This is a genomic window from Sphingomonas sp. NPDC092440 (genome assembly GCF_044754985.1).
GTDB lineage: Bacteria > Pseudomonadota > Alphaproteobacteria > Sphingomonadales > Sphingomonadaceae > Sphingomonas.
On record NZ_JBIVQA010000008.1, the window covers coordinates 99958 to 125256 of the forward strand.

29 protein-coding genes are annotated in these 25299 nt (G+C 69.5%); 17 read left to right on the forward strand and 12 right to left on the reverse strand.

Features of this window, described 5'->3' with window-relative positions:
- Window positions 1–33: 33 nt before the first annotated feature.
- The 4 genes from ACIQCS_RS15070 to ACIQCS_RS15085 all read right to left on the reverse strand — a co-directional run bounded on the left by ACIQCS_RS15070 (window position 34) and on the right by ACIQCS_RS15085 (window position 3043).
- Entirely contained in the window at window positions 34–1113 is a 1080-nt protein-coding gene (locus tag ACIQCS_RS15070) for a histidine kinase (protein ID WP_345849234.1), read from the reverse strand.
- A 148-nt stretch (window positions 1114–1261) separates the two neighbouring features.
- On the reverse strand, window positions 1262–1927 hold the full coding sequence (gene nth, locus ACIQCS_RS15075) for an endonuclease III (RefSeq protein WP_345849232.1): 666 nt from the start codon (window positions 1925–1927) through the stop codon (window positions 1262–1264).
- Window positions 1924–2652 (reverse strand): 4-hydroxy-tetrahydrodipicolinate reductase, encoded by a 729-nt coding sequence (gene dapB / locus ACIQCS_RS15080; protein ID WP_345849230.1) that lies wholly within the window; start codon window positions 2650–2652, stop codon window positions 1924–1926. Before dapB ends, nth begins: the two co-directional genes overlap by 4 nt.
- Window positions 2653–2692: 40 nt before the next feature.
- On the reverse strand, window positions 2693–3043 hold the full coding sequence (locus ACIQCS_RS15085) for a hypothetical protein (protein WP_345849229.1): 351 nt from the start codon (window positions 3041–3043) through the stop codon (window positions 2693–2695).
- Window positions 3044–3128: 85 nt separating this feature from the next.
- On the opposite strand from ACIQCS_RS15085, the gene ACIQCS_RS15090 reads away from it, so the two are divergent.
- From ACIQCS_RS15090 to ACIQCS_RS15100, 3 genes are all read left to right on the forward strand, one after another.
- Window positions 3129–4004 carry an ATP-grasp domain-containing protein gene (locus ACIQCS_RS15090; RefSeq protein WP_345849227.1) on the forward strand — a complete coding sequence of 292 codons (876 nt, stop codon included), beginning with the start codon at window positions 3129–3131 and terminating at the stop codon, window positions 4002–4004.
- Window positions 4004–4720, forward strand: a complete 717-nt coding sequence (locus ACIQCS_RS15095) for an NAD-dependent deacylase (RefSeq protein ID WP_345852022.1) — start codon at window positions 4004–4006, stop codon at window positions 4718–4720. The genes ACIQCS_RS15090 and ACIQCS_RS15095 overlap by 1 nt, the downstream gene beginning before the upstream one ends.
- A gap of 177 nt (window positions 4721–4897) precedes the next feature.
- Window positions 4898–5215, forward strand: coding sequence for an antibiotic biosynthesis monooxygenase (locus tag ACIQCS_RS15100; RefSeq protein WP_345849226.1), 318 nt, complete (start codon window positions 4898–4900; stop codon window positions 5213–5215).
- A gap of 6 nt (window positions 5216–5221) precedes the next feature.
- Here the strand turns inward: ACIQCS_RS15100 and ACIQCS_RS15105 are convergent, their stop codons facing one another.
- The 4 genes from ACIQCS_RS15105 to lepB all read right to left on the reverse strand — a co-directional run bounded on the left by ACIQCS_RS15105 (window position 5222) and on the right by lepB (window position 8829).
- On the reverse strand, window positions 5222–6181 hold the full coding sequence (locus ACIQCS_RS15105; RefSeq protein ID WP_345849225.1) for a nitrilase-related carbon-nitrogen hydrolase: 960 nt from the start codon (window positions 6179–6181) through the stop codon (window positions 5222–5224).
- Window positions 6178–7074 carry a GTPase Era gene (gene era, locus ACIQCS_RS15110; RefSeq protein WP_345849224.1) on the reverse strand — a complete coding sequence of 299 codons (897 nt, stop codon included), beginning with the start codon at window positions 7072–7074 and terminating at the stop codon, window positions 6178–6180. Before era ends, ACIQCS_RS15105 begins: the two co-directional genes overlap by 4 nt.
- 229 nt (window positions 7075–7303) lie before the next feature.
- Window positions 7304–7975: a ribonuclease III gene (gene rnc / locus ACIQCS_RS15115; RefSeq protein WP_294049869.1), complete on the reverse strand. Its 672-nt coding sequence runs from the start codon at window positions 7973–7975 to the stop codon at window positions 7304–7306.
- Entirely contained in the window at window positions 7972–8829 is an 858-nt protein-coding gene (lepB, locus tag ACIQCS_RS15120) for a signal peptidase I (protein ID WP_345849222.1), read from the reverse strand. The genes rnc and lepB overlap by 4 nt, the downstream gene beginning before the upstream one ends.
- Window positions 8830–8935: 106 nt before the next feature.
- Between lepB and pgi the strand changes: the two genes are divergently transcribed.
- The 4 genes from pgi to gorA all read left to right on the forward strand — a co-directional run bounded on the left by pgi (window position 8936) and on the right by gorA (window position 12907).
- The gene (pgi, locus tag ACIQCS_RS15125) at window positions 8936–10429 is read left to right on the forward strand and encodes a glucose-6-phosphate isomerase (RefSeq protein ID WP_345849221.1); all 1494 of its coding nucleotides are present in this window, start codon (window positions 8936–8938) and stop codon (window positions 10427–10429) included.
- Entirely contained in the window at window positions 10426–10731 is a 306-nt protein-coding gene (locus ACIQCS_RS15130) for an alkylphosphonate utilization protein (RefSeq protein ID WP_280280763.1), read from the forward strand. The genes pgi and ACIQCS_RS15130 overlap by 4 nt, the downstream gene beginning before the upstream one ends.
- A 142-nt stretch (window positions 10732–10873) precedes the next feature.
- Window positions 10874–11500 (forward strand): hypothetical protein, encoded by a 627-nt coding sequence (locus ACIQCS_RS15135; RefSeq protein ID WP_345849219.1) that lies wholly within the window; start codon window positions 10874–10876, stop codon window positions 11498–11500.
- A gap of 60 nt (window positions 11501–11560) precedes the next feature.
- Complete coding sequence (gene gorA, locus ACIQCS_RS15140) at window positions 11561–12907, forward strand: glutathione-disulfide reductase (RefSeq protein WP_345849216.1); 1347 nt, start codon at window positions 11561–11563, stop codon at window positions 12905–12907.
- Window positions 12908–13004: 97 nt separating this feature from the next.
- Here gorA and ACIQCS_RS15145 read toward each other — a convergent pair whose 3' ends face one another.
- A complete protein-coding gene (locus ACIQCS_RS15145; protein ID WP_345849214.1) occupies window positions 13005–14273 on the reverse strand; it encodes a dicarboxylate/amino acid:cation symporter in 1269 nt (422 codons plus the stop codon).
- 72 nt (window positions 14274–14345) lie between these two features.
- On the opposite strand from ACIQCS_RS15145, the gene glmM reads away from it, so the two are divergent.
- The 9 genes from glmM to ACIQCS_RS15190 all read left to right on the forward strand — a co-directional run bounded on the left by glmM (window position 14346) and on the right by ACIQCS_RS15190 (window position 21574).
- On the forward strand, window positions 14346–15686 hold the full coding sequence (glmM, locus tag ACIQCS_RS15150; RefSeq protein ID WP_345849213.1) for a phosphoglucosamine mutase: 1341 nt from the start codon (window positions 14346–14348) through the stop codon (window positions 15684–15686).
- A complete protein-coding gene (locus ACIQCS_RS15155; RefSeq protein WP_345849211.1) occupies window positions 15683–15877 on the forward strand; it encodes a hypothetical protein in 195 nt (64 codons plus the stop codon). The genes glmM and ACIQCS_RS15155 overlap by 4 nt, the downstream gene beginning before the upstream one ends.
- Window positions 15870–16094, forward strand: coding sequence for a DUF1272 domain-containing protein (locus tag ACIQCS_RS15160; RefSeq protein WP_345849210.1), 225 nt, complete (start codon window positions 15870–15872; stop codon window positions 16092–16094). The genes ACIQCS_RS15155 and ACIQCS_RS15160 overlap by 8 nt, the downstream gene beginning before the upstream one ends.
- A 6-nt stretch (window positions 16095–16100) precedes the next feature.
- Window positions 16101–17258, forward strand: coding sequence for a bifunctional hydroxymethylpyrimidine kinase/phosphomethylpyrimidine kinase (gene thiD / locus ACIQCS_RS15165; RefSeq protein ID WP_294049874.1), 1158 nt, complete (start codon window positions 16101–16103; stop codon window positions 17256–17258).
- A complete protein-coding gene (locus ACIQCS_RS15170; RefSeq protein ID WP_345849207.1) occupies window positions 17251–17892 on the forward strand; it encodes a ribonuclease HII in 642 nt (213 codons plus the stop codon). Before thiD ends, ACIQCS_RS15170 begins: the two co-directional genes overlap by 8 nt.
- Window positions 17889–18290: a hypothetical protein gene (locus ACIQCS_RS15175; RefSeq protein ID WP_345849206.1), complete on the forward strand. Its 402-nt coding sequence runs from the start codon at window positions 17889–17891 to the stop codon at window positions 18288–18290. Before ACIQCS_RS15170 ends, ACIQCS_RS15175 begins: the two co-directional genes overlap by 4 nt.
- 187 nt (window positions 18291–18477) lie before the next feature.
- Window positions 18478–19605 carry a site-specific DNA-methyltransferase gene (locus tag ACIQCS_RS15180; RefSeq protein ID WP_345849204.1) on the forward strand — a complete coding sequence of 376 codons (1128 nt, stop codon included), beginning with the start codon at window positions 18478–18480 and terminating at the stop codon, window positions 19603–19605.
- Window positions 19606–20027: 422 nt separating this feature from the next.
- Entirely contained in the window at window positions 20028–21116 is a 1089-nt protein-coding gene (gene folP / locus ACIQCS_RS15185) for a dihydropteroate synthase (protein ID WP_345849203.1), read from the forward strand.
- A gap of 14 nt (window positions 21117–21130) precedes the next feature.
- Window positions 21131–21574: a hypothetical protein gene (locus tag ACIQCS_RS15190; protein WP_345849201.1), complete on the forward strand. Its 444-nt coding sequence runs from the start codon at window positions 21131–21133 to the stop codon at window positions 21572–21574.
- Between the two features lie 106 nt (window positions 21575–21680).
- Here the strand turns inward: ACIQCS_RS15190 and ACIQCS_RS15195 are convergent, their stop codons facing one another.
- On the reverse strand, window positions 21681–22448 hold the full coding sequence (locus ACIQCS_RS15195; protein ID WP_345849200.1) for a LytTR family DNA-binding domain-containing protein: 768 nt from the start codon (window positions 22446–22448) through the stop codon (window positions 21681–21683).
- Window positions 22449–22604: 156 nt separating this feature from the next.
- On the opposite strand from ACIQCS_RS15195, the gene ACIQCS_RS15200 reads away from it, so the two are divergent.
- Window positions 22605–23123 (forward strand): DUF2306 domain-containing protein, encoded by a 519-nt coding sequence (locus tag ACIQCS_RS15200; protein WP_345849199.1) that lies wholly within the window; start codon window positions 22605–22607, stop codon window positions 23121–23123.
- Here ACIQCS_RS15200 and ACIQCS_RS15205 read toward each other — a convergent pair.
- The gene (locus tag ACIQCS_RS15205; protein WP_345849198.1) at window positions 23120–23800 is read right to left on the reverse strand and encodes a DNA alkylation repair protein; all 681 of its coding nucleotides are present in this window, start codon (window positions 23798–23800) and stop codon (window positions 23120–23122) included. The genes ACIQCS_RS15200 and ACIQCS_RS15205 overlap by 4 nt on opposite strands.
- Window positions 23801–23816: 16 nt before the next feature.
- Complete coding sequence (locus tag ACIQCS_RS15210; protein WP_345849197.1) at window positions 23817–25244, reverse strand: sigma-54 dependent transcriptional regulator; 1428 nt, start codon at window positions 25242–25244, stop codon at window positions 23817–23819.
- Window positions 25245–25299: the final 55 nt, after the last annotated feature.

Here is a 25299-nt window from a genome sequence, read left to right on the forward strand (position 1 = left end):
ATCCCGAAAGCGTGACCGGGCATCGCCCCGATGCTAGCGCAGGCGGATGGCGGGCCCGAGCGCCGCGCCGCTCAGCGGCAGCAGCATCTCGACGCGGAAGCCGCCCTGGTCGTGGCCGGCCGTCACCGACGCATCGGCGCCGAACAGCGTCTCCAGGCGCCGGCTCACGATGGAGAGGCCGCGCCCGGTGCCGGGAGGGACCGCGCCGGCTGCGCCGGCCCCCGTCCCCGTATCTGCCACCGTCAGCCGCAGCCGCCCGGAATCGCGCGCCGCGCGCACGGTCACCGACGCGGCGCCGCGGGACGGGTGCACCGCATATTTCAGCGCATTCTCGACCAGGGGCTGGAGGATGAGCCGCGGCACCGCCGCCTCGGCCAGGTCGTCCGGGCAATCGATGCGCACGTCCGGCGTGCTGGCGAAGCGCACCGATTCGATGGCCAGATAGGCTTCGACGAGCTCGATCTCCTCCGCGAGCGGGACCAGGGCGGTATCCGCGCCGTCCAGGCAGGCCCGCATATAGGCCGACAGGCGCTCCAGCAGCATTTCCGCTTCTGCGTTGCGCCCGGAGAGCACCAGCGAGGACAGGCCGTTGAAGGTGTTGAACAGCATGTGCGGGTTGAGCTCGTTGCGCAGGGCCTCGAGCTGGGCCGCGCGTGCCGCTTCCCGCGCTTCCTCGGCGTTGCGGGCGTTGCGCGCTGCCCGGTTCATCGCGGCGATCAGCTCGAAGATCAGCGCCTGGATGATGAATATCCAGACATAGACGGCGACGTTGAGCGCCAGGGCCCGCAGGAACTCCCCGGTCGGCTTGCGGCCAAAGACCTCTCGCATCAGCTCGTAGAACCATTGGTCGATGGCGGCCTGGATGACGACGATGACGAGGAGCAGCGGGACCAGCCGGACCCAGCGGCCGGTCAGCGACCGCGTCTCCAGCCGTCTTATCCCCGCCTGCAGGACCAGCGAAAGCAGGACGCCGCTGACCGGCACCCCGGCTACGTAGCACAGGTACCAGAGATGCGGCAGGCCGCTCGCGGAGGCCGCGCCGATCGAGGCGAACGCCGCCATCGTCCCGAGCCAGAGGCCCAAAGTTATCAGGAAGATCTGCCTACGATCCACGCGTTCCCCCCAACCCGGATCCAGCGACGGTGGCGCAAGCCGGAAAAGCAGGGCCTCCGGTCGTGTCCGAGCCGGTGAGCCCGCTGCGCCCCTTGCACCCGGCTACGGGTTTCGGGGGGACTGGTAAAGCCTTGCCGCGACCGGGGGCTCAATGCCCCGCAGCTGCCCCGGCTCGTTTCGGCACGGGAGTCTTGGGCTTGTAGGGGCACAGGTCGGCGACCACGCAGCGCCAGCATTCCGGCGTGCGGGCCTTGCAGGTGTAGCGGCCGAGCAGGATGAGCCAGTGATGCGCGTGCAGCCGGAAGGGCTGCGGCACCGCCTTCTCCAGCTTCTTCTCCACCGCCAGCGGCGTCTTGCCCGGCGCCAGCCTGGTCCGGTTGCCGACGCGGAAGATGTGCGTGTCGACCGCGAAGGTTTCCGCGCCGAACGCCGTGTTCATCACCACATTGGCGGTCTTGCGCCCGACGCCCGGCAGCTGCTCGAGTGCGTCGCGATCGGCGGGAACCTGGCCGCCATGGTCGCGGATCAGCGCTTCGGAAAGCGCGATCACGTTCTTCGCCTTGGTGTTGAACAGCCCGATCGTCTTGATGTGCCGCTTCAGCCCCGCTTCGCCCAGCGCGACCATCTTCTCCGGCGTGTCGACTTCGCGGAACAGCGCGCGCGTCGCCTTGTTCACGCCGGCATCGGTGGCCTGGGCGGAGAGCACCACCGCTACCAGCAGCGTATAGTCGTTGACATATTCCAGCTCGGTCTCGGGATGGGGATTGTCTGCCGCGAGCCTAGAGAAGAACTCGAAGACGTCCTGCTTCTTCACTCTCCCAGCACCTGGTCCATCGTGTAGCGGCCGGCCGGCTTGCCCGCGAGCCATAGCGCGGCCTTCACCGCGCCGCGGGCGAAGATCGCGCGATCGTCGGCGCGGTGGATCAGTTCGATCCGCTCGCCCTGAGTCGCGAACACCACGCTGTGATCGCCGACCACCGAACCGCCGCGCAGGCTCGCCAGCCCGATCGTGCCCGAGGAGCGCGGGCCGACCGTGCCGGCGCGGTCGGTCACTTCCGCTTCCGCAAGGGTGGTGCCCATGCCAGCCGCCGCGGCATTGCCCAGCATCAGCGCGGTGCCCGAGGGTGCGTCGGCCTTGTGGCGGTGGTGCATCTCGACGATCTCGATGTCCCAATCGGAGCCGAGCCGTGCCGCCGCCTCGCGCACCAGCCGCTGGAGCAGGCCGATGCCGAGCGAGGTGTTGCCGGTCTGCAGCACCGCGATCTCCTGCGCGGCGGCATCGATCAGCGCATGATGCTGGGGCGAGAGGCCGGTGGTGCCCACCACGATCGGCCTGCCCGCCGCGCGCGCGGCGGCGAGGTGCGCTTCGAGCGCCTGGGGCGCGGAGAAGTCGATCAGCACGTCGGCCGCCGCCGCGATCGCCAAGGGGTCGTCCTGCACGTCCGCCCCGCCCGCGACCTGAGCGTTCATCTCCGGCGCCGCCGCCGCGATCGCCTGCCCCATCCGGCCGAGGCTGCCATAGATGCCGATGCTGGTCATAAGCGCTCCTCTGGCACAGCCGGGGGGCTGCGCGACAGGGTTATTTCGCGTCGTCTTCCTGCTTCCTGGGCTTCCTGCCGAGCGGGACGGTCGCGGTGGCCATCAGCCCCACGCCCTTGGCGCCGGGCAATTCGCGCTGCCTCGCCGCCACCGTGCCGCTGCCGCCGCCGGGCAGGCGGAAACCGGGGCGCAGCGGCTTCTCCGCCCAGCGCGCCTCGTCGAGCGTGGGCAGGCGGCTGCCGAGGCGGTTGCCGCACACGGTGATCGTGTCCCCACCCGGCCGGCAGGGGCGCTTCGGCACCATCGCGGCATCGCCCGCCTCGTCCGGGCTGGGGAAGATCGGCGCGCGATCCTGCGCGGCAAGGGCGACGAGGAGGATTGCGGCAAGCATGCGCGGGAGTGAACGCCCGATTTGCGGCGAGGGGATGGCGAGCCGCCGCGTTGCGCGTGAGAGGCGGGGATGCGATGAGCGCCCAATGTCCGCCCGCTACGTCCTTTTCTGCGCCAACCCGCTCGACACCAGCAGGGTCGAGCCCGACTTCGCGGATGAAGTCGGCCCGGCTCGGGATTGCGGGTTCCTCGCGCTCCGCCTTGATCACGACCATCTCGACCGCGCTCTCAATGTCGAGGCGGCATTGCGCAAGACGCGTTTCGATGGGCCGGGCGAGGCGGTATATCGCGGCTGGATGCTTCGAGCCGAAGCTTATGCGGCGCTGTATCGCGCGCTTGAACTGCGTGGCATCAGGCTCCTGACCTCACCGACGGAATATGCGGCTTGCCACCACGCGCCGGGCTCCCATGCCGCGCTCGCCGAGTGGATGCCCATGACTGTCTGGCTGGAGCAAGCCGATCTCGATGATCGGGCGCGGCGCGGGGCCCTCCTCGCGCCCTTCGGCGATATGCCGCTAGTCATCAAGGACTGGGTCAAGTCACAGGCCGGCTATTGGAGCGAGGCCTGTTATATCCCCGACGCCTCGGATGAGCATGCGGTCGAGCGTGTGACTCGACGGTTTCGCGAACTGCAGGACGACAGTCTCGTCGGGGGCATTGTGTTCAAAGCCTATGTTCCGCTCGTGCCCGTCGGCGCGCCGGCGCAGGAGTGGCGGTCGTTCAGCGTGCGTGGGCGGTCGGTTGGCTGCTGGCCACGTTCGCATGCCGCGAAGGCTCTGGGTCCGCCGCCGCCGGCATTGCTTGCGGGGGTGGCCGCACGAACCCCCAGCACCTTTGCTTCGGCGGATTTCGGCAGGGATGCCGATGGTCGCTGGTGGTTGCTTGAAGTCGGCGATGGGCAGGTTTCCGGGTTCCCCGATCCTGCTGCCGCGAAGGCAATATTCAAGGAGTTGTCGGCGTGATCCACGACATCCACAACATCGTCATCCTCACCGGTGCCGGCCTTTCGGCGGAGAGCGGCATCGCCACCTTTCGCGGCCCGGGCGGGCTGTGGGAGGGGCATCGGGTGGAGGATGTCTGCACGCCCCAGGCGCTCGCGCATGATCCCGAGCTGGTCCACCGCTTCTATGACGCGCGCCGGGCGAAGCTGGGCGAAGTCGAGCCCAATGCCGCGCACCGCGCGCTCGCCCGGCTCGATGCCGAATGGCCGGGGCAGCTGCTGATCGTCACCCAGAATGTCGACGACCTGCACGAGCGCGCCGGCACCCGACGGCTGCTCCACATGCATGGCGAGCTGCAATCCGCCCTGTGCGCGGCGTGCGGCGACAGCGTGGAATGGGAAGGCGCGCTGCCGCCGGAGAGCGAGTGCCCCGATTGCGGCAGCCCGGCGCTGCGGCCCGACATCGTGTTCTTCGGCGAGATGCCCTATCACATGGAAACGATCGAGCGGGCGCTGGCGGACGCCGATCTGTTCGTCTCGATCGGCACCTCGGGCGCGGTCTATCCGGCGGCGGGCTTCGTCCAGACGGCGCGCCATCATGGCGCGCGGACGCTGGAGCTGAACCTCGATCCCAGCGCGGGCAGCGCTTGGTTCGGCGAGAGCCGGCTGGGCCCGGCGGGGACGCTGGTGCCGGAGTGGGTGGAGCAGATGCTGGGCCAGGCGCCCGCGACCTGCTAGGATCGGCCCGTCGAAAAGGACCCGAGCGGCATCGGTAAGCCCGCTCCCTCGCGCGCGAGGCTCCGTGTCGCCCCGGGCGAACCCGCGACAAGCAACCGGCGCGTGCCGCCGGGGCTTGGCGCGCGCGATCCTGCCCGAACCGATCCCCGCCGGCCGCGCCCCGGAAGGAGCAAGTCCGTGCCGATCATCACTGCCAATCGCGATATCGTCACCCAGATCAACGTCTTCACCGTGCCCGAGGGCGGGCAGGAGGCGATGATCGCCTATCTCGCCGAGGCCGCGCGCGCCGCGCGCGAAGTCGCGGGCTGGCTCTCCGCCAGCCTGCACTGCAGCCTCGATGGCACGCGCGTGGTCAACTATGCGCAAAGTGCCGATGCCGATGCCGCGCGCCGGGTGTTCGAGCATCTGAACGCAAAGGGGCTGATCGACGGCAACAAGCGCCATGGCGAGGCGCATCCCGGGCTCTACCGGGTCGCCTTCACGCTGGAGAGATAGCGCGCCTCAGGCCGCTTTCTCGACGATCCCGGCCCGCGCCCGCCGATCGACCGAGAGCTCGAACACGTCGTGCCGCGCCTGGGCGCCGTCCACGTCCATCGTGGCGAGGCCGCGGCCGACTTCGTCGAGGTCGATGTTCGCCATCAATATCTCGGGCGCCGCGCCGGCCTGGGCGATCACGGCACCGTCGGGTGCCAGGATCGCGCTGTGGCCATGCTGGATCTGGCCCTCGGGCAGCCGGTCGAGCAGCTTGCGCGCCGAGCCGTCGCCGCCGGCTTTCTCATAGCCGGCGATCAGCTCCTGCCTGTGCTGCACCGTCCCCGCCGCGAGCACGAAGGCGCGCCCCTCATAGGCATAATGCGCCGAGGCGAGCATCGCGATGTCGGTGAGCGAAGGCCAGGCGGCGACGTGCACCGCCTCGCCTTCATGATGCATCGCCGCGCGGGCGAGCGGCATCCAATGCTCGGTCGAGGCGAGCTGGCCGATCCTGCCCCAGGACGCGGCGTGCAGCCCCAGCGTCGATCCGTCGCCCTGGCCCAGCATCAGCTTCTCGGCGGGAGAGAGGATCAGCTTGCGATGGCGCAGCACCGGCGCCTTGGGCCGGAACAGGAATTGCGTCGCATAGAGGCTCTGGCGCACGCGTTCATAGCCGCCGATGGAGACGGCGACGTCGGCGATGTCCACCGTCCATTGCAGCGGCTGGAAGCGCGGGTCCTCGCCATGGATCGCCTGGCCAAGCAGCAGCGCATGCAGCTCGCGCGTGCCCGGATGGTCCCATAGCCGCGCCGGGGCAACATGTTCGAGCCAGGCCGGATAGCCGCCCAGAAAGCCTTCGCCGAAGGCGACGACGCGCGCGCCCTTCTCGATCGCCTCGCGCGCCTTGGCGACGGCCTTGTCCAGCCCCGCCCCGATCGCGAGCGGAACCGGCGAATCCTGTACGATGGCGACCTTGAGCTTGTGCGTCACTCGACCCAGTCCAACCCTATCTCACGGTAAAGCGAACGGTCTTCCTGCCATTCGGGCCTTACTTTGACGTGAAGATAGAGATGGACCTTTACGCCCATGAGACGAGACAGCTCGGCGCGGGCACGGGCGCCGATTTCCTTGATGCGGGTGCCGCCCTTGCCGAGCACGATCGCGCGCTGCGTCTCGCGCTCGACCAGGATCTGCTGGTGGATCTCGACCGATCCGTCCTCGCGCTCCTTATATTGCTCGGTCTCGATCGCGCTCGAATAGGGCAGTTCCTTGTGGAGCTGGAGATAGAGCTGCTCGCGCGTCACTTCGGCGGCGAGCATGCGATCGGTGGCGTCGCTCACCTGGTCCTCGGGGAAGTGCCACGGCCCTTCGGGCATCGCCCCGGCAAGCGCGGCCTTGAGCTCGGCGACGCCGTCGCCGGTCTGGGCGGAGACGAACCAGGTCTCGTCGAAGGGCAGCAGCTCGTTGAGCTTGGCCGCATGCCCCAGGAGCCGCGGCTTGTCGGCCACGTCGACCTTGTTGAGGATCAGGATCTTGCGTTCGGGCCGTCCCTTCAGGCTCTCGATCACCGTCTGCACCTTGGGGCCGATCCCGCCCTTGCCGTCGACCACCAGGGCGACCAGGTCCGCGCCCTCCGCGCCTTCCCAGGCGGCGGCGACCATCGCGCGGTCGAGCCGGCGCTCGGGCGTGAAGATTCCGGGCGTGTCGACCAGGATGAGCTGCGCGTCGCCATCGATCGCGATGCCCATCACCCGGGTGCGCGTGGTCTGCGCCTTGGGGCTGACGATCGCGACCTTCTGGCCGACCAGCGCGTTGACGAGCGTGGACTTGCCCGCATTGGGCGCGCCGACGATCGCGATCAGGCCGCAGCGTTGTTGGGTCATGCTCTGGTTCCGGAATTTTGTTCGCGCGGCGACGTGGTGACGCAGTGGAAGGAAGATTGCTCGCGCAGAGGCGCAGAGAGCGCAGAGGAGGCGCGCTGCCGCGATAGCGGCGATTTCCATGTGCCAGGCGAAGGAACGAGCGCCTGCGCTGCGCGCAGATCCCTCTTTGCGCTCTCTGCGCCTCTGCGCGAACCAAAAAACGTCGCGTCGTCGCGTCGTCGCGCGAACATCATTGCTTCAACTTCGCCAGCAACGCCGCCGCTGCCGCCGTCTCGGCATCCTGCTTGCTGGTGCCCTGGGCCTCGGCCTCGGCGAAGCTGCCGATCGCCACCTTAACGGTGAAGCGCGGCGCGTGGTTGGGGCCCGAGCGGTCGGTCACCACATATTCGGGCGGGCGGCGATTGTTCGCGGCCGCCCATTCCTGCAGCGCCGATTTGGGGTGCCGGGGGGCGCTGGCATGCGCGTCGATATGCTTCGCCCAGGCCTTGCGGACGAAATCGCGCGCCGGCGCGAAGCCGAACTCGAGATAGAGCGCGCCGATCAGCGCCTCCATTGCGTCGCCCAGCACATTGTCGCTGTCCGCCGCGCCGTCGCCCCGCGCCTGCTTGCCCAGGCGGAGCAGCGGCGGCACGCCGACCTCGCGCGCCACATCGGCGCACATCGCGCCCGTCACCAGTGCATTGAGGCGGCGGGACAGCGCGCCCTCGGGCTCGCCGGAAAAGCGCTCGTACAGCCATTCGGCGATGGCGAGGCCGAGCACCCGGTCACCCAGGAACTCGAGCCGCTCGTAATTCTCGGCCGCCTGGCTGCCATGCGTCAGCGCGCGCTGATACGGGGCCAGGTCCGCGGGGCGCTGGCCGAAGGTCCTGACGATCCACTCCCCCAGATCGGGAGCGCTCAAAAGCCTTCCCCGATCCGGCCCCAGCGCGCCGCGGTGAACCAGGTCCAGGGCAGGAACCAGTTGGCGCTGCCATCGGTCGACCAGAAGCTCAGCACGGCCTTGCCCTCGAGATTCTCCAGCGGGACATAGGCGATGCCCTGGCCCTCGGGCGGCTGGGCGAAGCGGCTGTCGGTCGAGTTGTCGCGATTGTCGCCCATCAGGAAGACATGGCCGGCGGGCACGTGGAACACCTCGGTATTGTCCTGGGGCGTCAGCCCCTGGTCGAGCACGTCATAGGTCCTGCCGCCCGGCAGCGTCTCGCGGAAGCGCGGCAGCTTGCACACCGGGTCGCCCTGGGCGCTCACGGCCTGGAACAAGGTGGGGCAGTTGGTGAAGTTGGGCGTGATCGGCAGCTCGAGATCGGCGATCTTCTGCTTGGGCACCGCCTTGCCGTTCAGCACCACCTGGCCGTTCACCACCTGCACGCTGTCGCCCGGCAGGCCGATCACCCGCTTGATCCAGTCCTCGCCGTCATGGCCCGGCGCCTTGAACACCACCACGTCGCCGCGATCGGGCGTGCCGGGGAAGATGCGGCCCGGGATCAGCGGCAGGCTCCAGGGCAGCGAGTGCCTAGAATAGCCGTAGTTCCACTTGGTGATGAACAGATAGTCGCCGATCAGCAGCCGCGGCATCATCGATTCGGAGGGGATCGAGAAGGGCGAGAAGATGAAGCTGCGCACCACGAAGACGATCAGCGCCAGCTTGACGAGGAAGACGCCAAGGTCCTTCCACTCGTTCTTGGGCTTCTCCTCCGCGGCCGCCGCGGCGGGCGTGGCGGGCTTCTCGTTCAGGGAATCGGCGGGCGTGTTTTCCATGGGTACCTGCTCTGCTTGGGGCGCGCGATGAGGTCAAGCCGATGAATGGAGTGGCGGTGGCGATCCCGGGACGATAGGGGCGCACTTGTCCCCAAAGGAGATGAACATGGCATTGCCCGACTGGTCCGCCGTCAAGTCGCTCGAAGTCCCGACGCTCGCCGAACTGTTCGCGCGCGATTCGCGCCGGGTCGCCACGCTCTCCGCCGATGTCGCCGGCATTCATTTCGACTGGTCGAAGACGCACCTCACGCCCGAGCTCGTCACTGGCTTCACTCGGATCGCGGCGGAGATGGGCCTGGTCGCCAAGCGCGACGCGCTGTTCGCCGGCGAGAAGATCAACGTCACCGAAGGCCGCGCCGCCGAGCACACGGCCGAGCGCGGCGAGGGCTCGCCCGACAGCGTCGCCCGCGCCCAGGCCTATCATGCCCGCATGCGCGCGCTGATCGACGCGATCGAGGCCGAGGCGTTCGGCCCGGTGCGCAGCATCCTCCATATCGGCATTGGCGGCTCGGCGCTGGGGCCGGACCTGCTCGTCGACGCGCTGGGCCGCGAAGCCGGGCGCTACGAAGTCGCGGTGGTCTCCAATGTCGACGGTGTCGCGCTGGAGACCGCGCTCGACCGCTTCGATCCGCAGACCACGCTGGTTGCCATCGCCTCCAAGACCTTCACCACCACCGAGACCATGCTCAATGCCGAGAGCGCGATCTCCTGGCTGATGCAGGGCGGCGTCGCCGATCCCTATGGCAAGCTCGTGGCGCTCACCGCCGCGCCGGAAAAGGCAGTCGCGTTCGGCATCGACGAGACGCGCGTGCTGCCCTTCGCCGAATCGGTGGGCGGCCGCTATTCGCTCTGGTCGTCGATCGGCTTCCCTGCCGCGCTGGCGCTGGGCTGGGACGCGTTCGAGGAACTGCTCGAAGGCGCCGCCGAGATGGACCGCCATTTCCGCCTCGCCCCGTTCGAGGCGAACGCGCCCGTCCTCGCCGCCTTCGCCGACCTCTATTACACCCAGGTCCGCGGCTGCGAGACGCGCGCCACCTTCGCCTATGACGAGCGGCTCCGCCTGCTGCCGAGCTATCTCCAGCAGCTCGAGATGGAATCGAACGGCAAGCGCGTCACCGCCGAGGGGCAGCCGGTTGCCTGGCCGACCGCGCCGATCACCTGGGGCGGCGTCGGCACCGATGCCCAGCATGCGGTGTTCCAGCTGCTCCACCAGGGCACCCGCCTGGTGCCGCTCGAGTTCGTCGGCTCGATCGAGCCGGGCGACGGGCTGGCGGAGGAGCATCACCGCCAGCTGCTGCTCAACATGTTCGCCCAGGGCGCGGCGCTGATGGCCGGCCGCAAGAATGACGATCTGGCGCGCGATTATCCGGGGGACCGGCCCTCGGCGACCCTGCTGCTCGATCGCGTCGATCCGCGCACGCTGGGCGCCATCCTGGCGTTCTACGAGCAGCGCACCTTCGTGAACGCGGTGCTGCTCGGCATCAACGCGTTCGACCAGTTCGGCGTCGAGCTCGGCAAGGAAATGGCCAAGGCGGCGGGCGCGGGCGACCAGAGCTTCGACGCCTCGACCAACGACCTGATTGCCCGGGCATTCGGATGAGCGGCGACGAAGACTATGTCTATGACGAGGCGAGCGGGGAATGGATCCCCGCCGCCGAAGCCGCGGCGAAGGCCGGCGCGGCGGATGTGGTCGAGGTGCGCGACTCGGTCGGCAACCTCCTCCGGGACGGCGACCAGGTCACGCTGATCAAGGACCTGACCGTGAAGGGCGCCGGGCAGACGCTGAAGCGCGGCACGCTGATCAAGTCGATCCGCCTCACCGGCGACAGCCAGGAGATCGACTGCAAGTTCGACGGCATCAAGGGCCTGGTGCTGCGGGCGGAGTTCGTGCGGAAGCGCTGATTTTGCCGTCACCCCGGTCTCAGGCGAAGGCGCGGGGAAGGAGCCGCACAGGATCCCGGTTTCCGCCGGGATGGCGGGCTGTGCAGGCAATCCATTTACCCTCCCCCGCTAGACTCGCTCCGTCACGGCAAGGGGGCAGCCGATGGATCGCAGGCGAATCGTGCGGGAGAGCGAGCGGGCGGCGATCGAGCGCTGGTTTCCGGTGAGCCCGCTCGGCCCGCTCTTCGATCCTGGTACCGGAGACCTGCTTCCCGCCCCCGCCGCGGCGATCCCCGGCTGGCAGGCCGAGGCGTTCGTGCGGATCGATCATTATGTCGAGCACGAGCATGTCGCCGCCCAGGTCCATGGCTGGCTGTTCGGGCTGTTCATCGCCGGCCTGCTCGTCATCGCCATGGCGGCGGGCCTGCCGATCGGCCCGACCCTGGTGATCGGCGGCGCGGCGGGCGGGGCGCTGCTGCACGGCTGGCCGATCTGGCAGCTCTACCGCTTCCGCCGCGACCTGCGCCGCCTGCGAGAGCGCATCCGCGGCGAGCTGGCGACGCGCACGCCGATCCCGCGCGAGCTGGCCGCGCGCTTCCGCCGCCGCAATCCATGGCGGATCGCGCTCCATGCCTGGGTCTGGGGCCTCGCCGCGCTCGGCGTCGGCGCGCAGCATTTCGTGGCGCCGCAGGACGTGCCGGCGGCCATGGTCCCGGCCGCGCTGGCGGCGGTGGCGATCGCCTGGATCCTCCATTTCCTCTCGCGCCGGATCGACCTGCGCCGGGGCTGACATTGGCATCGGGGCGCATGCGCCCTATCTCCCGGCCTCGAAACGAGCGGAGGATTGCCGGTGGCCGAATATGACTATGACCTCTTCGTCATCGGTGCCGGCTCCGGCGGCGTCCGCGCCTCGCGCGTCTCGGCCGCCCATGGCGCCCGGGTCGCGGTGGCCGAGGAATATCGCATCGGCGGCACCTGTGTGATCCGCGGCTGCGTGCCCAAGAAGCTGCTCGTCTATGGCGCGCATTTCGCCGAGGACCTGAAGGACGCGCGCCGCTTCGGCTGGAACGTGCCCGAATGCGATTTCGACTGGGCGGTGCTGCGCGACAATGTGCTGGCGGATGTCGACCGGCTCAACGGCCTCTACACCCAGACGCTGCACAACAACCAGGTCGAGACCTTCCTCGAGCGCGCCACCGTCACCGGCCCGCACGAAGTGACGCTGGCGAGCGGCCGCAAGATCACCGCGAAATACATCCTCATCGCCACCGGCGCGCACCCGCACGTGCCCGATTTCCCCGGCAGCGACCTTGGCATCACGTCGAACGAAGTGTTCCATCTGGAGAAGCTGCCCAGGCGCGTGCTGATCGCGGGCGGCGGCTATATCGCCAACGAGTTCGCCGGCATCTTCAACGAGTTCGGCAGCCATGTCACTTTGGTCAACCGCACCGACGTGATCCTGCGCGGCTATGACCATTCGATGCGCGACCGGCTGCTCCAGATCTCGCTGATGAAGGGCATCGATTTCCGCTTCCACACCGAGTTCAAGTCCATCGAGAAGCTCGAGAGCGGCACGCTCAAGGTCACGCTGACCAAGCATGAGCCGATCGAAGTCGATTGCGTGCTGTTCGCGACCGGCCGCGTGCCCAATACCGAGGGGCTGGGCCTGGCGGATGTCGGTGTCGAGCTGGACGGCAAGGGCGCGGTGAAGGTCGATGCGGACAACCAGTCGTCGGTCGATTCGATCTATGCCGTGGGCGACGTCACCAACCGGGTGCAGCTGACGCCCGTGGCGATCCGCGAGGGCCAGGCGTTCGCCGACACGATCTTCGGCAACAAGCCGCACCAGGTCGATTATGGCTGCATCCCCAGCGCCGTGTTCAGCCACCCGCCCATGGCCGGCGTCGGCATGACCGAGAGCGAGGCGCGCAACAAGCTGGGTTCGATCGCGGTCTACCAGTCCGATTTCCGCGCGATGAAGAATGTGCTCGCCGATCGCAACGAGCGCGCGCTCTACAAGATGATCTGCGAAGGGACGACCGGCCGCGTGGTCGGCCTCCACATGATCGGTCCCGACGCGCCGGAGATTCTCCAGGCCGCGGCGGTGGCGGTGAAGGCGGGGCTGACCAAGGACGCGTTCGACCAGACGGTGGCGCTGCATCCGACCATGTCGGAAGAGCTGGTGTTGATGAAGTGAGCGGGAAGTTCATGCCGAAGGCGTGAAACGAAGGCCGCGGGGCAGCCTTTGCCGATCACGCCCCGAAGGGAGGGTGCCGCACGCGAAGCCGCGCCGCTCAGCTGTCATGGGCGAGGATCGCGTCCGCCTCGTCCAGCGGCACCTTGCCGGCGCGGCGTGACAGCCAGCTGGTCGCGGCGATGTCCCAGGTGACGTTGCCGACGGTGCGCATGATGTCGGGGATGGTCTCGACCGCGACGAGCAGGCCGAGCGGGCTCACCGGGGCGCCGATCGTCGCGGCGACCGGGGCGATCGCACTGACATAGCTCACCGTGCCGGGCAGGCTCACCGAGCCGAGCGAGGTCAGCGTCGCGACCACCACGCCCACCGCCAGCGTCGCCGGGCTCAGCGGCACGCCGAACCATTCGGCGACATAGATGGCGACGGCGAAGTTCATCGCCGGGCCGGTCGCCCGGAAGATCGCCACCGCCAGCGGCAGGGTCACGCCCGACACGGCCACCGGCACGCCGAGCTTGCCCGAGCCCTCGATCATCACCGGCAGGGTGGCGAGCGAGGACTGGGTGCTGAGCGCCACTGCCTGGCTCGGCAGCGCGGCGCGGACATAGCGGCCGAGGCGGACGCGCCCGCCGAACACTGCCACGGGATAGGCGAAGATCGTCACCGCCAGGCCGACGCCGGCGACGGTGAGGATATAGTGGATCAGCGCGCCGAACGCGCCGGTGCCGGCCTTGGCGCCGACGACCAGGGCCAGGGCGAACACGCCGAGCGGCCCCACCCACAGCACCCAGTCGATCACCACCAGCATCACGTCGCGCAGCGCCTTGAAGAAGTTGGTCAGCAGCGTCTGGACCTCGCCGCCCACCCGGGTCATCGCGAAGGCGAAGATCAGCGAGAAGATGATCAGCGAGAGGAAGGCGTTCTCCGCCGCCGCCTTGACGATGTTGGCGGGCACGATCGCGGCCAGGAACTCGCCGATCGGCGGGACCGGCCCGATCTTCTCGGCGCCGGCCAGCGCGCCGCGCAGCGCCTGGGCCGATTCATGGGGCAGCGGCGCGAAGTGGAGGAACAGCGGGGTGAGGATCGCCGCGGCGGTGGCCGAGAGGAACAGCACGATCACGTAGAGCGCGATCGCGCGGCCCGCCAGGCGGCCGGCCTGCGCGGCCTCGGCGGTGGCGGCGACACCGGTGATCAGCAGCGCGACGACCAGCGGCACGATCGTCATCTGCAGGCCGTTGAGCCAGGCCTGGCCGATCGGCTGCGCGAATTCGGCGGCGGTCAGCGCCGCGGCGGGCGCCCAGGCGGCGAGCACGGCGCCGAGAATCAGTCCCGCGATCAGGGACAACAGGATACGGGTTGGTTGCGACATGCTCGCCCTTTGAGAAATTCCGCGCTAATCCGGTGGCGGTTGAGGGCCCGCAAGGTCGCGAGAAAACGGCACATGGCAAGAAAATATTTCGGTACCGACGGAATCCGGGGCGCGACGAACCTGTCGCCGATGACGGCGGCGATGGCGATGAAGGTCGGCATGGCGGCCGGCGCGCATTTCCGGCGCGGCGATCACCGGCACCGGGTGGTGATCGGCAAGGACACGCGGCTTTCGGGCTATATGCTCGAGAATGCGCTGGTCGCCGGCTTCACTTCGGTGGGCATGGACGTGGTGCTGGTCGGGCCGATGCCGACGCCGGCGGTGGCGATGCTCACCCATTCGATGCGCGCCGACATGGGCGTGATGATCTCCGCCAGCCACAATCCCTATGCCGATAACGGCATCAAGCTGTTCGGGCCCGACGGCTACAAGCTGTCCGACGCCGACGAGCTGGCGATCGAGGCGCTGATCGACGGCGAGGTGCCGCTTGCCGCCTCGGCCGATATCGGCCGGGCCCGCCGGGTCGAGGATGCCCGCGGCCGCTACATCCACTTCGCCAAGTCGACCTTCCCGTCCGACCTCACGCTCGACGGGCTCAGGATCGTCGTCGATTGCGCCAATGGCGCCGCCTATCAGGTCGCGCCCTCGGCTCTCTGGGAGCTGGGCGCCGACGTGATCGCGATCGGCGTCACGCCCAACGGCAAGAACATCAACGACGGCGTCGGCTCCACCGCCCCCGATACGCTGTGCGAGACGGTGGTCGGCGCGGGCGCGCATATCGGCATCGCGCTCGACGGCGATGCCGACCGGCTGATCGTGGTCGACGAGCATGGCAAGGTGGTCGATGGCGACCAGCTGATGGCGACGATCGCCGGCGGCTGGGCGCGCCAGGGCCGGCTCGCGGGCGGCGGCCTCGTCGCCACCGTGATGTCGAACCTCGGGCTCGAGCGCCACCTCGCGGCGCAGGGCCTCGGCCTGATCCGCACCAAGGTGGGCGACCGCTATGTGCTCGAGAAGATGCGCGGCTCCGGCTACAATGTCGGCGGCGAGCAGTCGGGCCACATCATCCTGTCCGACTATGCCACCACCGGCGACGGCCTGGTCGCGTCGCTCCAGGTGCTCGCCGAGCTGGTCCGCGCCGGCGCGCCGGCCAGCGAGGTGCTTCACCGCTTCGATCCGCTGCCCCAGCTGCTCAAGAACGTCCGCTTCAAGGGCGGCAAGCCGCTCGAGGATCCGCGGGTGCAGGATGCGATCGCCGCGGCCGAGACCGAGCTCGACGGCAAGGGCCGCCTCGTCATCCGCGCCTCGGGCACCGAGCCGGTGATCCGGGTGATGGCCGAGGGCGACGACAAGGCGCAGGTCGAGGCGGTGGTCGACCGGATCTGCGACGTCGTGCGCGCGGCGGCGGCATGAGCCCGCCGCTGAAATCGGCGCTGTCGGTAGGGGTCGCGGGCGCGCTGGGCGCCTGGTTCGCGAATTTCGGCCGCCTGGCCGGCGGCGCGATGTCGCTGCTCGACGGAATCGGCCATTCGGCGCTCGTGCTGGCGCTCGCCGCTGGCCTCTGGTTCCTCTATGACAAGATACGGAGCCGTGCCGATGCTTGAGATGCGCCCCGATTGCGAGCGCTGCGGCGCCGATCTTCCCGCGGACGAGGGCGGTGCCTTTATCTGCTCGTTCGAATGCACCTTCTGCGCCGCCTGCGCCGATGCGCTCGACGAACGCTGCCCGAATTGCGGCGGCGAGCTGTTGGATCGGCCGGCGCGCGTGGGTATGGCACTGGCGAACAACCCGGCCAGCACGGAGCACCGGTTCAAGGGCTGAAAGACCATGACGCCTCGCATCCTGATCATCGCCGGGTCGGACTCCGGCGGCGGCGCCGGCATCCAGGCCGACATCAAGACCGTCACCATGCTCGGCGGCCATGCGATGACCGCGATCACCGCGATCACCGCGCAGAACACGCTGGGCGTCACCGGCGTCCACCCGGTCCCCACCGAGATGGTGCTCGCCCAGATCGACGCCTGCGTCACCGATATCGGCGTCGACGCGATCAAGATCGGCATGATCGGCTCGGCGCGCACCGCGCTGGCGCTGGCGGAGAAGCTCGCCGAGCTGCCCGGCGTGCCGGTGGTGTTCGATCCCGTCATGGTCGCGACCAGCGGCGCCACGCTTGCCGACGACGCGACGATCGCGGCGTTCGAGCGGCTGATGGACCGCGCCAGCGTCGTCACTCCCAACATCCCCGAGCTCGCGGCGCTGGGCGGCGACGCCCGCGCGCTGGTCGCGGCGCATCGCTGCGCGGTGCTGGTCAAGGGCGGCCATGTCGAGGGCCCGATCATCACCGACCGGCTCTATTCCGCCGATCCCGAGGATCCGCCCGAGATCGAGTGGAGCAATCCGCGCATCGAGACCGACAATACCCATGGCACGGGCTGCACCCTATCCACCGCCATCGCCTGCGGGCTGGCCGAGGAATGGGACCTGCCCGAGGCCGTGCGCCGCGCCCGCCGCTTCGTGCGCATCGCGATGCGCGAGGCGCCGGGGCTGGGCCGCGGCCATGGCCCGATGGGGCATCAGGCGGTGCGGCTCGACCTCAACCTGAGCTTCTTCGAGCCGATGCTGAACCAGGTGACCGTTCCCGCCACCGATCTCGCCGCCAGCGAGCGCTTCTACCGGCTGCTCGGCCTCACCCAGGTCGTCCGCGCCAGCCCCCGCTATGCCCGGTTCGAGACCGAGGGCGGTGCGACGTTCAGCATCGCCACCGATCCGGGATATACCGCGCCGGTCGTCTATTTCGAATGCGGCGACCTCGACGTCACCGTCGCCTATCTCCAGCAGCAGGGCATCGCGTTCGAGCAGGAGCCCAGGGACGAGACCTGGGGCTGGCGCGAGGCGCGGCTGCGCGATCCGGCGGGCAATTCGGTGCGCCTCTACCAGGCCGGCGAGATGCGCCGCTATCCGCCATGGCGGGTGGGCGATGCCTAGAAATTCCGGGCCTGATCTCAAGTTCGAGCGGAAATACGGGAAGCTGCACGGCGGCCCGGTCGCCGGGGTGGACGAGGCCGGCCGCGGCCCGCTCGCCGGTCCGGTGGTCGCCGCTGCCGTGGTGCTCGATCCCGAATGCATCCCCGAGGGCGTCGACGATTCCAAGGCGCTGACGGCCGGCAAGCGCGAGCGGCTCTGCGCCGAGATCCTCGCCTGCGCCCGGGTGGGGCTGGGCATCGCCTCGGTCGAGGAGATCGACGGCCTCAACATCTTCTGGGCGACGATGCTGGCGATGACCCGCGCGGTCGAGGCGCTGGGGCCGGCTCCGGCCTTTGTGCTGGTCGACGGCAATCGCTGCCCCGACTGGGCGCATCGGAGCCATGCGGTGGTCGGCGGCGACGCGCTCTGCCTGTCGATCGCCGCCGCCTCGATCGTCGCCAAGCACCGGCGCGATGCGATGATGATCGAACTGGACGCGCTCCATCCCGGCTATGGCTGGGCGAGCAACAAGGGCTATGCCGCGAAGGTCCATCAGGAAGCGCTGCGCGCGCTCGGCCCCACGCCGCATCACCGCAGGAGCTTCGCGCCGGTGGCGCAGGCGCATTTCGATTTCGGGGGCCGGGCAGCGGAATGACGCGGCTCCTCGCGCCTCTGCTTCTCGCCGCGCTGGGGGCGTGCACGGACAGCGCGACCGGGGAAGGCCAGGGGTGCGACGGGCCGCCCAAGGGCTGGCACCGGCCCGCAGAGGGCATCGGCGAGCTCATGCCGATCGAGACGGTGCGCGTGCGCGGGGATGGCGTCGTGGCATGGAATGGCGAGCCGGTTTCCGTGGCGACGCTGGCGGATTACCTCCGCGGGTCCGCATCGGCGAGCCCGCCGCCGATGATTCTCTTCTCCTTCGATTCGGGCGCGGCGTGCCCGGCGGTGCGGGATGCGCGCCGGGTCCTGCGCGCATCGCCTGCTTGCAAGGCGGGGCTTTGCGGCGAAGGATCCGGCTGGCGATATTATCCGGGCGGCAAGATCGTGTTCTGATTCTGAGTCTTTTCCGCCACACCCCATATCTAGTGGCTGTGGATAACTTCCCGACTCAGCATGTGGATAAGTTTCCGAACCGTTCTACAAGTTAACGGAATCGCAGGCTTTTTCGTTAACTAATCTGTGCTTGACGGATGGTCGTTCCGCGACAGAAACCGCCTCTCCAACAAGGGGAAAGAGGTTAATGGGGGTTCTCGAAAAGGGCAGGCTCAAGCCGGCAACGGCGCGTAGCTGGGTCGACGTATTGCCCTATGACACGATCCTGCAGCAGGACTGCATCGAGGCCATGCGCGCGCTGCCGGCCAAGTCGATCGACTGCATCTTCGCCGATCCGCCCTACAATCTCCAGCTCGGCGGCGACCTCAACCGGCCTGACGGCAGCCATGTCGATGCGGTCACCGATTCCTGGGACAAGTTCGACAGCCTCGCCGCCTATGACGCGTTCACTCGCGAATGGCTGGCCGAGGCGCGCCGCATCCTGAAGGACGACGGCACGATCTGGGTGATCGGCAGCTATCACAACATCTTCAAGGTGGGCTCGGCGATCCAGGACCTCGGTTTCTGGATCCTCAACGACATCATCTGGCGCAAGGCCAACCCGATGCCCAATTTCAAGGGCACGCGCTTCACCAACGCGCACGAGACGCTGATCTGGGCGAGCACCGGCGAGAAGGCGAAATACACCTTCAACTATCGCTCGATGAAGACGCTCAACGACGAAATCCAGATGCGTTCGGACTGGGAATTCCCGATCTGCGGCGGCCAGGAGCGGCTGAAGAAGGGCGGCACCAAGGTCCACCCGACCCAGAAGCCCGAGGCGCTGCTCTACCGGATCATGCTCGCCAGCACCAAGCCGGGCGACGTGGTGCTCGATCCCTTTTTCGGCACCGGCACCACCGGCGCGGTCGCCAAGCGGCTCGGCCGGCGCTGGATCGGCATCGAGCGCGAGAGCGCCTATGTCGAGGCGGCGCAGGAGCGCATCGAAGCGGCGTTGCCGCTCGACGAATCGGCGCTGAAGACGATGCAGGCGCCCAAGAGCCAGCCGCGCGTCGCCTTCGGCCAGCTGGTCGAGAACGGCTATCTCGCCCCCGGCACCGTGCTCACCGACGGCAAGCGCCGCTGGCGGGCGGTGGTCGGTGCCGACGGCTCGCTGAGCTGCGACAGCCAGAGCGGCTCGATCCACAAGCTCGGCGCGACGCTGCAGAACGCGCCATCGTGCAATGGCTGGACCTTCTGGAACTATGAAGCCGCCGACGGCCTCAAGCCGATCGACGCGCTGCGCCAGACCTATCTGCTGGCGACCCAGCCGTAATTGGGAGGGGGAGGCCGCGCACCTCCCCAGGCCGTCCTGCGGCCCCCGGAGCTGATCCGGGGTTCGGCTGGGGCGCCACAAGCGACGGCATCGCCCCGTGGGGGGACCCTGAAGCAAGTTGGCGATTGTCCCCTTGAGGCACGGCGTTCCCCATAGCCGTCATCCCCGCCTTCGCGGGGATGACGGAACAGGGCGTTCCCGTCCTTTGCGGGCAATCGCCAGGCAAGTTCAGGGTGGCGAGCGGGTGGCGGCTGCGCTTTGCCTCTTCCAAAATAGGATATCGTCTGGGACGGGTGGTCCATGGCCAGCCAACCCCCTTCCTCCGCAATGCCCTGCCGCATCGGGCGCGCCCTTGCATCTCGCGCAAGCGCCGGGACAGCCGCGTGCGCAGAGGTCGCGACTCTTGTGACTTTCCGCGCCCCATGACCCTCGACCTGCCCTCCTCCGCGCGGCTCTATCTGCGCCCGGTCCAGCTCGCCGACACGCCGGTGAACCGCGATGGCGAGGTGTTCCGCCTCGCCGGGGGGCTCAGCTGGTGCTCGGCCTTCGAGCTGATCGCCCGCGATAACGGCAGCCGCGTCCTCCAGCGCACTGTCTCCGTCGCCGATCTGCCGGAGGATCCGCGCATCGCCGCGATCCTCCGGCGTATCGCCGCGCCGCGCGCGCCGTTGACGCTCGGCGAGCGGGTGGTGCGGCTCGACCAGCCCCAGGTGATGGCGATCCTCAACCGCACGCCGGACAGCTTCTCCGATGCCGGCGCGCACATGCAGGACGCCGATGCCGCCGCGAGCGCGGGCGTCGGCATGGCGGCGGCCGGTGCCGCGATCCTCGACATCGGCGGCGAATCGACGCGGCCCGGCGCGGCGGAGGTGTGGGAAGGCGAGGAGATCGAGCGCGTCGTTCCCGTGATCCGCCTGCTCGCGCGCGGCGGCGCGGCGATCTCGGTCGACACGCGCCGGGCCGCGGTGATGGCCGCCGCGCTCCAGGCGGGCGCGCATCTCGTCAACGACGTCGCCGCCCTGCTCTACGATCCCGGCGCGCTCGAAGTGGTGGCGGCGGCCGGCTGCCCGGTGGTGCTGATGCACTCGCCCGAGCCGCAAAAGGGCCCGCATGGCGGCGAAGGCTATGGCGACGTGCTGCTCGACGTGTACGACTGGCTGGAGCGGCGGGTCGAGGAAGTTGGCGCCGCGGGCGTCGATCGCGCACGGATCCTGGTCGATCCGGGCATCGGCTTCGGCAAGTCGCTTCAGGACAATCTCGCGCTGATCAACGGGCTCGCGCTGTTCCACGGCCTGGGCTGCGCCATCGTGCTGGGGGCCAGCCGCAAGCGGATGATCGGCGCGCTCGCGAACGAGGCGCCGGCCGACCAGCGGCTCGGCGGCAGCCTGGCGCTCGCGCTGAAGGGTGCCGAGGCGGGGGTGCAATTGATCCGGGTGCATGACGTCGTCGAGACGGTTCAGGCGTTACGGGTGTGGCGCGGCCTGCGCGATGCGGCGCTGATCGCGCGCTAGAAGGAGAGAAGCCCATGCGGATTGCCCCGGTCTTTGCCCTTGCCTTCACGCTCGCCGCTCCGGTGACGGCGCATGCCCAGGACGCAGGGACTCCCGCCGCCGCGCGCCGGACGGTGGAGAATTATTATGCCGCGATCGAGCGCGGCGATTTCCGCGCCGCCTATGCGGCCTGGGACGATGGCGGCAGGGCGAGCGGCAAGAGCTATGCGGATTTCCGCCAGGGCTTTGCCGCGACGGCGCACAGCCGGGTGGTGACGGGGGCGCCCCGCAACGCCGATGCCGGGATGAGCCAGCGCTGGATCGAAGTGCCGGTCGATGTCCGCGCCGCGCTCAAGAACGGCCGGCGCCAGCATTTCCGGGGCAGCTACACGCTCCACCGCGTGGCCGCAGGCGTGAGCGACAATCCCGCCGACAGCCGCTGGCATCTGTCGAAGGCGAGGCTGGTGGCGGTCCGTTAGGTTGAAAACCCAGACAAGCCTTTGAAACCATATTCGTGATCCCCGCCTGCGCGGGGATGGCGGTTGGAGGGATGGCGGGAATGATGCTGGAGAATATTGCCCCGACCTAGAACCAGCCCTGTTCCTCGAGCGCCGGTGCCTGGGCGCGGGCGACCGGCGCCTCGATCCCGCCGGCGAGCTGAAGGCGGAGGTTGCGCCCCTCGCGCCGCACGCCCTGGACGGCGCCGCGCGCCACCCACCAGCTGCGATGGACCAGCGCGCCGGGAGTGCCGTCCAGCTCGGCGACCGCGTCGCGCAGGCGCATCAGCAACAGGGTGGAGCCCCGCGGGGTGTGGACGCGGACATAATGGTCCTCCATCTCCAGCGCGATCGGCAGGGCGCGCAGGTGCGGGGGCAGCCGGTCGACCAGCCGGGGCAGCGCCGCCGGGCCGGGCTCCGCGGCCGGCTCGGCTCCGGTTTCGGTTGCGGCCTCGACCCGGTGCCGCTGCCGGGCGAACCAGAAGAGCGCGCAGACGAGCGCGCCCAGCACGAGCACGTTGAGATACTGGGCGAGCGCCTCTTCGATCGTCGGCCAGCGCGGGGCGTGCCAGAGGAAGTTGGCGAGCCAGGTGACCGCCGTCATCGGCAGGGTGGCGAGCAGGCAGGCGGCGGCCCAGAGCGCGGGCTCGGGCAGCTCCAGCCGGGGGGCGAGCGCGGTCGCTCCCGCCATGGCGGGGAAATAGAGGAAATAGCCGGCATAGCTCATCGCCAGCCAGTAGAGCAGCCGCAGCCCGAACGGCGCCGCGAAGCTGCCGAACGGCCCGACCAGCGCCAGCACCAGCCCCACGCCGAAGATGATCGTGCAGTCGATCAGGATCCGCCGCGTGCCGCCCAAACCGTGCCTTTCCCGTCCCGTTCGCGCTTCGCCAAATGGCCGCGCCCTGTGCGCCGCCACCCGTCGGCGAAGCATCTCGCCGGCCCACGTAGCCCCGATTGCGGGCGGTCGGCCAGTCGCCAATCTGCCCGGGTCAATAGCGTCGGGAGACAGGCAATGGCCACAATTGTTCGGGAAGAAGCCGCGATCGATCTGCCGCGCGCCGCCAAGGGCGCGCTGCTCGTCGGCGCCGCCGCGCTGGCCGGCGCCACCATGATCGCGGTCGGCCGGGTGCTGCTCGGGCTGACGCCGTCGACCTATGAAGCGAAGCAGGTGGCGATCCTCGTTCATCTCGCCACGGTGCTGCCGGCGATCCCGCTGGGGCTATGGGTGCTGCTGGCCCGCAAGGGCGATGCGACGCACCGGCTGCTCGGCCGGATCTGGGCGGTGCTGATGCTGACGGCGGCGGGCTCGGCGGTGTTCATCCGTACGATCAACCATGGCCAGTTCAGCCTGATCCATCTGTTCGTGCCCCTGGTCTTCCTCGCCCTGTTCCGCGCCATCCGCGCCGCCCGCATGGGCCGGATCGCCCAGCACAAGCGGCTGATGTGGACGCTCTATTCGGCCGGGCTGCTGCTGCCGGGCATGTTCGCCTTCCTGCCCGGCCGGCTGCTCTGGCACTGGCTGATGCGCTAGGCGAGTCCGGCCTTCCGCCTTGCCGCCGGCCGCGCCAGGTCGCGCGCCGCGTCCCGCCCGATCCAGCGCGTGGCGGGCCGGGGCGAGGCGGCGAGCCGCTCGGCCATTTCGCTGGCGGCGGCGTGGAGGGTGGGGTTGCGCATGCCGATCCCCCGCAGCGCCCAGCTCACGCCCTTCTTGACGAAGTTGCGGGGATCCCCGGCATGCGCCTCGATCAGCGGCAGCGCTTCGCGGAAGCGGGCGTCGCCGAGCTTCCTGGCGTGCAGCGCCAGCCCGGCGAGCAGGGCGAAGGCGGCGCGGCGCACGAACTCGCGCTCGTCCTCCGCCCAGCGGGGGACGGCATCCCAGGCAAGCGGGCTCTTGTCGAACAGGTCGAAACAGGCGGTGTCGCAGGTTGCCCAATTGTCGAACCCGGCAGCCCAGCGGTCCATTCCCGCGGCGCTCAGCGCTCCGGGTTCGCCGACGAAGCAGGCGAGCAGCCGCGCTTCATATACCCCGGCATCCCATAGCCGCTCGGCAAGCGTCTGGTCGCGCCCCAGCGCCTTGGCGATGCCGCGGAGGGTGCCGACCCTGATCCCGATGACGCGGTCTGCAGTCGCGATGCCGAAGCGCGACATCCCGTCGGCCACGCCGGGTTCGGCGGCCTGTTCGAGCAGTCGGAGCGCCTCGGCCAGCATGGCGGCGAGCCTAGGCTCAGGCGGCGCTCTGGTCGATCCCCAGCTCGCCGAGCTTGCGGTAGAGGGTCGAACGGCCGATCCCCAGCCGCCGGGCGACTTCGGTCATCCGGCCGCGATAATGGCCGATGGCGAGGCGGATCACATCGGCCTCGATCTCGTCGAGCGCGCGCAGATTGCCGTCGGGGCGGAACAGGGTGACGCCAGCATTGCCCGCCCCCTGGACCTGCGCGCCATTGGCCGCCGGCCGTCCGGCGGCGAGCTGGGCGATCTGCGGGAAATCGGCACGGGCGAGCCCGTCGCCGTCGCAGAGCACGGCGGCGCGGAACAGGGCGTTCTGGAGCTGGCGGACATTGCCCGGCCAGTCATAGCTGCCCAGCAGCTGGAGCGCGTCGTCGGTGATGCCGAGCGGGCGCAGGCCCGGCTGCTCGGCGATGCGGGCGAGCAGGTGGCGGGCCAGCGCCGGGATGTCGCCGATGCGCTCGCGCAGGGGCGGGATCGTCACCTGGACGACGTTCAGGCGGTAATAAAGGTCCTCGCGGAAACGCCCGGCCTCCACTTCGGCCTGCAGCGTCTTGTTGGTCGCCGCGATCACGCGGACATCGACTTCGCGGGCGTGCCGCGCGCCGATCGGCTGGATCTCGCCCGACTGCAGCACGCGCAGCAGCTTCACCTGCGCATCGAGGGGCATCTCGCCCACTTCGTCGAGGAACAGCGTGCCGCCATCGGCGTCGGCGAAGCGGCCGATCTTGCGCTCGAACGCCCCGGTGAAGGCGCCCTTCTCGTGCCCGAACAGCTCGCTCTCGACCAGGTTGGCGGGGATCGCGCCGCAATTGACGCAGACCATGTCCTTCTTGCTGCGCGGGGACGCGGCGTGGACCGCCTCGGCCACCACTTCCTTGCCGACGCCGCTTTCGCCTTCGATCAGGACGGGCACGCGGGCACGGGCAGCCTTGGCGGCGATCGCCAGCGCGGCGCGGAACAGGGGGGCGCTGCCCACGATCTCGTCAAAGGCGAGCGGGGCGGAGAGTTTCTCGGTGAGCGGGCGCAGCTCGCCCGCGGTCTTGCCGCCCACCGCAGCCTCGAGCGCGGCGAGCAGCCGCTCGGCGGCGAGCGGCTTCACCAGGAAGTCGGTCGCGCCCGAGCGCATCGCGTTCACGGCATTGGCCACCGATCCGTTGGCGGTGAGCATCAGGATGGGCAGCTGCGGCCGGCGAGTGCGCAGCTCGCCGATCAGCCCCGCCGCATCGGCGTCGGGCGAGCTGTGGTCGAGCAGGATCGCGTCGAGCGCCATCCCGTCGGGGGTGCCCAGCGTGGCGATGCCGGTCTCGGCCTCGCTCGCGAAGATGGTGCGCCAGCCGCGGCGTGCGGCAATGGCGGCGACGAGGCGGCGCTGGGCCGGCTCGTCGTCGATCAGCATCAGGAGGCGCTGGCCGTTGCGCGTCATCGCTCTTTCTGTCCCCAATGTCCCGTTTCAGGGCGTCACTCATAGAACGGATGGG

Bases quoted from the DNA above. Each gene is read 5' to 3' on its own strand.
- dapB (WP_345849230.1), bottom strand. From the start codon at position 2,652: ATGACCAGCATCGGCATCTATGGCAGCCTCGGCCGGATGGGGCAGGCG.
- ACIQCS_RS15085 (WP_345849229.1), bottom strand. From the start codon at position 3,043: ATGCTTGCCGCAATCCTCCTCGTCGCCCTTGCCGCGCAGGATCGCGCG.
- ACIQCS_RS15090 (WP_345849227.1), top strand. From the start codon at position 3,129: ATGTCCGCCCGCTACGTCCTTTTCTGCGCCAACCCGCTCGACACCAGC.
- era (WP_345849224.1), bottom strand. From the start codon at position 7,074: ATGACCCAACAACGCTGCGGCCTGATCGCGATCGTCGGCGCGCCCAAT.
- lepB (WP_345849222.1), bottom strand. From the start codon at position 8,829: ATGGAAAACACGCCCGCCGATTCCCTGAACGAGAAGCCCGCCACGCCC.
- pgi (WP_345849221.1), top strand. From the start codon at position 8,936: ATGGCATTGCCCGACTGGTCCGCCGTCAAGTCGCTCGAAGTCCCGACG.
- ACIQCS_RS15130 (WP_280280763.1), top strand. From the start codon at position 10,426: ATGAGCGGCGACGAAGACTATGTCTATGACGAGGCGAGCGGGGAATGG.
- ACIQCS_RS15135 (WP_345849219.1), top strand. From the start codon at position 10,874: ATGGATCGCAGGCGAATCGTGCGGGAGAGCGAGCGGGCGGCGATCGAG.
- ACIQCS_RS15145 (WP_345849214.1), bottom strand. From the start codon at position 14,273: ATGTCGCAACCAACCCGTATCCTGTTGTCCCTGATCGCGGGACTGATT.
- glmM (WP_345849213.1), top strand. From the start codon at position 14,346: ATGGCAAGAAAATATTTCGGTACCGACGGAATCCGGGGCGCGACGAAC.
- ACIQCS_RS15155 (WP_345849211.1), top strand. From the start codon at position 15,683: ATGAGCCCGCCGCTGAAATCGGCGCTGTCGGTAGGGGTCGCGGGCGCG.
- ACIQCS_RS15160 (WP_345849210.1), top strand. From the start codon at position 15,870: ATGCTTGAGATGCGCCCCGATTGCGAGCGCTGCGGCGCCGATCTTCCC.
- thiD (WP_294049874.1), top strand. From the start codon at position 16,101: ATGACGCCTCGCATCCTGATCATCGCCGGGTCGGACTCCGGCGGCGGC.
- ACIQCS_RS15170 (WP_345849207.1), top strand. From the start codon at position 17,251: ATGCCTAGAAATTCCGGGCCTGATCTCAAGTTCGAGCGGAAATACGGG.
- ACIQCS_RS15175 (WP_345849206.1), top strand. From the start codon at position 17,889: ATGACGCGGCTCCTCGCGCCTCTGCTTCTCGCCGCGCTGGGGGCGTGC.
- ACIQCS_RS15180 (WP_345849204.1), top strand. From the start codon at position 18,478: ATGGGGGTTCTCGAAAAGGGCAGGCTCAAGCCGGCAACGGCGCGTAGC.
- folP (WP_345849203.1), top strand. From the start codon at position 20,028: ATGACCCTCGACCTGCCCTCCTCCGCGCGGCTCTATCTGCGCCCGGTC.
- ACIQCS_RS15190 (WP_345849201.1), top strand. From the start codon at position 21,131: ATGCGGATTGCCCCGGTCTTTGCCCTTGCCTTCACGCTCGCCGCTCCG.
- ACIQCS_RS15200 (WP_345849199.1), top strand. From the start codon at position 22,605: ATGGCCACAATTGTTCGGGAAGAAGCCGCGATCGATCTGCCGCGCGCC.
- ACIQCS_RS15205 (WP_345849198.1), bottom strand. From the start codon at position 23,800: ATGCTGGCCGAGGCGCTCCGACTGCTCGAACAGGCCGCCGAACCCGGC.
- ACIQCS_RS15210 (WP_345849197.1), bottom strand. From the start codon at position 25,244: ATGACGCGCAACGGCCAGCGCCTCCTGATGCTGATCGACGACGAGCCG.